The 5,295-nt window shown below is 69.1% G+C and carries 9 protein-coding genes; all 9 read right to left on the bottom strand.

Annotated features, from left to right (window positions below; translation table 11 throughout):
* Nucleotides 1-268: KH domain-containing protein (locus AC08OT_RS00205; protein WP_476602445.1), on the bottom strand; the 268-nt coding region annotated here is incomplete at its 3' end.
* Complete coding sequence (gene rplV / locus AC08OT_RS00200; protein ID WP_476591751.1) at nt 268-705, bottom strand: 50S ribosomal protein L22; 438 nt, start codon at nt 703-705, stop codon at nt 268-270. The genes AC08OT_RS00205 and rplV, both read right to left, overlap by 1 nt.
* Nucleotides 698-979 carry a 30S ribosomal protein S19 gene (gene rpsS, locus AC08OT_RS00195; protein WP_011435043.1) on the bottom strand — a complete coding sequence of 94 codons (282 nt, stop codon included), beginning with the start codon at nt 977-979 and terminating at the stop codon, nt 698-700. The genes rplV and rpsS overlap by 8 nt, the downstream gene beginning before the upstream one ends.
* 93 nt (nt 980-1,072) lie before the next feature.
* Nucleotides 1,073-1,906 carry a 50S ribosomal protein L2 gene (rplB, locus tag AC08OT_RS00190; protein WP_476591750.1) on the bottom strand — a complete coding sequence of 278 codons (834 nt, stop codon included), beginning with the start codon at nt 1,904-1,906 and terminating at the stop codon, nt 1,073-1,075.
* A 46-nt stretch (nt 1,907-1,952) separates the two neighbouring features.
* Nucleotides 1,953-2,249 (bottom strand): 50S ribosomal protein L23, encoded by a 297-nt coding sequence (gene rplW / locus AC08OT_RS00185; RefSeq protein ID WP_011435041.1) that lies wholly within the window; start codon nt 2,247-2,249, stop codon nt 1,953-1,955.
* Nucleotides 2,246-2,983, bottom strand: a complete 738-nt coding sequence (rplD, locus tag AC08OT_RS00180; RefSeq protein ID WP_476591749.1) for a 50S ribosomal protein L4 — start codon at nt 2,981-2,983, stop codon at nt 2,246-2,248. The genes rplW and rplD overlap by 4 nt, the downstream gene beginning before the upstream one ends.
* On the bottom strand, nt 2,980-3,687 hold the full coding sequence (gene rplC, locus AC08OT_RS00175; protein ID WP_476591748.1) for a 50S ribosomal protein L3: 708 nt from the start codon (nt 3,685-3,687) through the stop codon (nt 2,980-2,982). The genes rplD and rplC overlap by 4 nt, the downstream gene beginning before the upstream one ends.
* Nucleotides 3,688-3,704: 17 nt before the next feature.
* Complete coding sequence (gene rpsJ, locus AC08OT_RS00170) at nt 3,705-4,013, bottom strand: 30S ribosomal protein S10 (RefSeq protein WP_007514815.1); 309 nt, start codon at nt 4,011-4,013, stop codon at nt 3,705-3,707.
* Nucleotides 4,014-4,352: 339 nt separating this feature from the next.
* Nucleotides 4,353-5,295, bottom strand: a 943-nt coding sequence (gene tuf, locus AC08OT_RS00165) for an elongation factor Tu (protein ID WP_476602444.1), incomplete at its 5' end; no start/stop codon positions are given.

Raw genomic sequence — 5,295 nt, 5'->3', positions numbered from 1 at the left:
GGTCGCCACGGATACGGTCGGCCTCGGCGCCACGGCGACCGATGACGATGCCTGGGCGCGCGGTGTGGATGTCCACTCGCAGCCGCCCCTGGGTCCGCTCGATGTCGACCCGGCTGATGCCGGCCCGCTCCATGCCCCGCGACATCATCTTACGGATCTTCACGTCCTCGCCGACGTACGCCTTGTACTGCTTGTCGGCGTACCAGCGAGAGGTGAACTCCGAGGTGATACCAAGCCGGAACCCGTGCGGGTTGACCTTCTGCCCCACTACCGGGCCCTCCTTGTCGTCTTCGCGGTCGTCTTCGCGCCCCGGCCGGCCGCGGAGACCGGCTCCCGGCTCTCCACCACGACGGTGATGTGGCTGGTGCGCTTGCGGATCCGATAGGCCCGGCCCTGGGCGCGGGGCCGGATGCGCTTGAGCGTCGGCCCCTCGTCCACGTAGACCTCGCCGACCCACAGGGTGGCCGGATCGAGGCTGTGGTTGTTCTCGGCGTTCGCCGCGGCGCTGGCGACAACCTTGTACACGTCCTCGCTGGCCGCCTGCGGAGCGAACCGGAGGATGTCCAGCGCCTCGCCGACCGAGCGCCCGCGCACCAGGTCGACGACCCGGCGGGCCTTCGTCGGCGAGACCCGGACATAGCGGGCCGAGGCCTTGGCCCCGGGAAGACCGGCCCGGGTCAGGCCGTCAACGAGATCGTCAGCCACGGCGTGACCTCCGGTCCTCCTTGACGTGGCCACGGAAGGTCCGGGTCGGGGCGAACTCGCCGAGCTTGTGCCCGACCATGCCCTCGGTGATGAAGACCGGGACGTGCTTGCGGCCGTCGTGCACGGCGATCGTGTGCCCCAGCATGTCGGGGATCACGGTCGACCGGCGCGACCAGGTCTTGATGACGTGCTTGGTGCCCTTGGAGTTCTGCAGATCCACCTTCTTGAGCAGGTGGTCGTCGACGAACGGGCCCTTTTTCAGACTGCGTGGCATGGCTGTGTCTCCTCCTTCCTGCTCAGATCCGATGGGTGCGGCTGGTCGGCGGCGCGCTGGTGGTCGACGCGGCCCGGGGCCTGGAGATCACCACTACCGCCGCCTGTTCTGCTTGCGACGACGCACGATGAGCGCGTCGGACGACTTGCGGGTCGCGCGGGTCCGCCCCTCCGGACGGCCCTTGGGGTTGACGGGGTGACGACCGCCGGAGGTCTTACCCTCACCACCACCGTGCGGGTGGTCGACCGGGTTCATCGCGACACCACGCACGGTGGGTCGGCGACCCTTCCAGCGCATCCGGCCGGCCTTACCCCAGTTGATGTTGCTTTGCTCCGCGTTGCCGACCTCGCCGACCGTCGCGCGGCAGCGCACATCCACGTTGCGGATCTCACCGGAGGGCATCCGCAGCTGGGCGTAGGGGCCGTCCTTCGCGACGAGCTGCACACTCGTGCCGGCGCTGCGGGCAATCTTCGCACCACCACCGGGACGCAGCTCGATGGCGTGCACCACCGTGCCGGTCGGGATGTTGCGCAGCGGCAGCGCATTGCCGGGCTTGATGTCGGCGCCCACGCCGGAGCTGACCGTGTCGCCCTGCCTGAGCTTCACCGGCGCGAGGATGTAGCGCTTCTCCCCGTCGAGGTAGTGCAGCAGCGCGATCCGGGCGGTGCGGTTGGGGTCGTACTCGATGTGCGCGACCTTGGCCGGCACCCCGTCCTTGTCCCGCCGGAAGTCGATGACCCGGTACGCCCGCTTGTGGCCGCCGCCCTGGTGCCGGGTGGTGATCCGGCCGTGGATGTTGCGCCCGCCCTTGGAGTGCAGCGGGCGGACCAGCGACTTCTCCGGGTGGTCACGAGTGATCTCGACGAAGTCGGCCACGCTCGCACCACGACGCCCCGGCGTCGTCGGCTTGTACCTACGAATACCCATGGCTTCCTACCGTCCTGGACCCACCGCCGCCGCGGAGCGCACGCGCTCAGGCACCGGGGCCTCCGAAGATCTCGATCGTGTCACCGGGAGCCAGGCTCACCAGGGCCCGCTTGGAGGCGGACCGGTGTCCCCAGCCGTGCTTGGTCCGCTTGCGCTTGCCCTGCCGGTTGATGGTGTTCACCCGCAGGACCCGCACATTGAAGATCTGCTGGACCGCGAGCTTGATCTGGGTCTTGTTCGCGTCCGGACGCACGATGAAGGTGTAGACGTTCTCGTCGAGCAGGCCGTAGCTCTTCTCGGAGACGACCGGCCGCAGGATCACGTCACGCGGGTCGGGAATCACTTGTTCTCCTCCGCCCCGGCCACACCTTCGGTGCCCGCGGCAGCCTCGGTCCCGGCGGTAGAGGTCGCCGGACGGGTGTCACGAGCAAGGAATGCGGCCAGCGCCTCCTCGGTGAAGACCACGTCGTCGCTCACCAGCACGTCATAGGTGTTGAGCTGGCCCGGGTCGAGCAGGTGCACCGCCGCGACGTTGCGCAGGCTCTTCCAGGTCAGCTCGTCCGAACGGCTCGCCACCAGCAGCACCCGGTGGGTGTCGGCGATCGTCCGCAGCGCGGTGATCGCGCTCTTCGTCGACGGCGCCTCGCCGGAGACCAGCGAGGACACCACGTGCACCCGGTTGTTGCGGGCCCGGTCGGACAGCGCGCCGCGCAGCGCGGCGGCCTTCATCTTCTTCGGGGTCCGCTGGTCGTATCTGCGCGGCGTGGGGCCATGCACGGTGCCACCGCCGGTGAACTGCGGAGCCCGCAGCGATCCCTGCCGGGCCCGGCCGGTGCCCTTCTGCCGATACGGCTTACGGCCACCGCCGCGGACCTCGCCGCGGGTCTTCGTGTCGTGCGTGCCCTGGCGGGCCGCCGCGAGCTGCGCCACCACGACCTGGTGGATCAGCGGGACGTTGAGCGGCACGTCGAACACGCCACCGGGCAGCTCGACACTGCCGCCGTCGCCCCCGTTCGGCGCGTGCACCGCGACGGTGCGCGTGGTGACGCTCGGGTCGGATGTGGCCACCCGGCTCATGCCGAGACCTCCTCACCGGTATCGGCCGGCTCGGCCGCCGGGGCGATGGCCTCGGGCGCCGGGCGCTTGGCCGCGCTGCGCACGAGGACCAGACCACCGTCCGGGCCGGGCACCGCACCCCTGACCAGCAGATAGCCGCGCTCGGTGTCGACGGCGTGGATCGTCAGCCCCGAGGTCGTTGTGCGCACGTGACCCATCCGGCCGGCCATGCGCAGGCCCTTGAACACGCGACCGGGAGTGGCGCAGCCGCCGACCGACCCCGGCGAGCGGTGCTTGCGCTCGACGCCGTGCCCCGCGCCCAGGCCCTTGAACCCGTGACGCTTCATGACACCGGCGAACCCCTTACCCTTCGAGGTGCCGGTGACGTCGACGACGGTCCCGGCGGAGAACACCTCGCCGGTCAGCTCCTGGCCGGGCCGGTAGTTGCCGGCGTCGGCGGTCCGCAGCTCGACGAGGTGGCGCCGAGGCGTCACCCCACTGGTGGCGAAGTGGCCGCGAGCGGGATTGTTGATCTTACGCGGGTCGATCTCGCCGTAACCGAGCTGCACGGCCGAGTAGCCGTCCGAGTCAGGCGTCTTGACCTGCGTGACGACGTTAGGTCCGGCCTTGATGACGGTGACCGGCACGACGCGGTTGTTCGCGTCCCATACCTGGGTCATCCCGAGCTTGGTGCCCAGGAGCCCTCTGTAGTTGCGGATGAGCATGACTGCGCCGGCCCCTCTTACAGCTTGATCTCGATATCGACGCCCGCGGGCAGGTCGAGGCGCATGAGCGAGTCGACCGTCTTGGGCGTCGGGTCAAGAATGTCGATCAGCCGCTTGTGCGTCCGCATCTCGAAGTGCTCGCGGCTGTCCTTGTACTTGTGCGGCGACCGGATGACGCAGTAGATGTTCTTCTCCGTCGGCAGCGGCACCGGTCCCGCGACCTGCGCGCCCGTCCGCGTCACCGTCTCGACGATCTTCCGCGCCGAGCTGTCGATGACCTCGTGGTCATAGGCCTTGAGCCGGATGCGGATCTTCTGTGCCGCCATGGTGGGCTTCGCCTGTCCTGTCTGTCTCGTCCGGCCGGTATCGCTACCGGGTCACCGCCCGTAGATCCTCACCGCCGGCCGCGCGGCGAGCCTGGCACCGCGCCGCCGGCGGAAAGAATCTGCCGGTTGTACCGCTGTCTCGTGCCGGTCCCGCTCGACGTGTCGACCGGGACCGGACTGCGTCCCTTGCCGGCGGCCGGTTGTCCTCGGCAGCCGAGTCTCGCGAGAGCCCTGCCTGGCCGGGGCGACCCCGCCACACGTGGAGCCGGGCCCCGTCTGGTCAGGCAGCGCCGTGGGCGGTGGGTCCGTACACACGCCCGGACCCATCGCCCACGGCTACTACTTGAGAACCTTCGTAACCTGGCCCGCGCCGACGGTCCGGCCACCCTCGCGGATGGCAAAGCGCAGACCCTCCTCCATGGCGATCGGCTGGATCAGCTCGACCGTCATCTCGGTGTTGTCCCCCGGCATGACCATCTCCGTGCCCTCGGGGAGGGTCACGACGCCGGTCACGTCGGTGGTGCGGAAGTAGAACTGCGGGCGGTAGTTCTTGAAGAACGGCGTGTGCCGTCCGCCCTCATCCTTGTTGAGGATGTAGACGCGAGCCTCGAACACCGTGTGCGGGGTGATCGACTTCGGCTTGACGATGACCTGGCCGCGCTCGACGTCCTCACGCTTGATACCGCGCAGGAGCAGACCGACGTTGTCGCCGGCACGCCCCTCGTCGAGCAGCTTGCGGAACATCTCGACACCGGTCACGGTGGTGGAGGTGGTCTCCGGCTTGATACCAACGATCTCCACGGTCTCGTTGACCTTGACGATTCCGCGCTCGACGCGGCCGGTGACTACGGTGCCACGACCAGTGATCGTAAAGACGTCCTCGATCGGCATGAGGAACGGCCGGTCGATGTCACGCTGCGGCTCGGGGATCGACTCGTCGACCGCCGCCATGAGCTCGAGGAGCTTGGCGCCCCACTCCTTGTCGCCCTCCAGCGCCTTGAGCGCGGAGACCCGGACGACCGGAACGTCGTCGCCCGGGAACTCGTACGAGCTCAGCAGCTCCCGGACCTCCAGCTCGACGAGCTCGAGGATCTCCTCGTCGTCGACCATGTCGGCCTTGTTCAGGGCGACGACGATGTAAGGCACGCCGACCTGGCGGGCGAGGAGCACGTGCTCCTTCGTCTGCGGCATCGGGCCGTCGGTGGCGGACACGACCAGGATCGCGCCGTCCATCTGGGCGGCACCGGTGATCATGTTCTTGATGTAGTCGGCGTGTCCCGGG

The sequence above is a fragment of the Frankia sp. CgJB1 genome, from assembly GCF_977947065.1.
This window is presented reverse-complemented; position numbering and strand designations above follow the sequence as displayed.

What these genes read in the sequence shown, in the direction of transcription:
- rpsS (WP_011435043.1), bottom strand. Translation starts at nt 979, where the DNA reads ATGCCACGCAGTCTGAAAAAGGGCCCGTTCGTCGACGACCACCTGCTC.
- rplB (WP_476591750.1), bottom strand. Translation starts at nt 1,906, where the DNA reads ATGGGTATTCGTAGGTACAAGCCGACGACGCCGGGGCGTCGTGGTGCG.
- rplD (WP_476591749.1), bottom strand. Translation starts at nt 2,983, where the DNA reads ATGAGCCGGGTGGCCACATCCGACCCGAGCGTCACCACGCGCACCGTC.
- rplC (WP_476591748.1), bottom strand. Translation starts at nt 3,687, where the DNA reads ATGCTCATCCGCAACTACAGAGGGCTCCTGGGCACCAAGCTCGGGATG.
- rpsJ (WP_007514815.1), bottom strand. Translation starts at nt 4,013, where the DNA reads ATGGCGGCACAGAAGATCCGCATCCGGCTCAAGGCCTATGACCACGAG.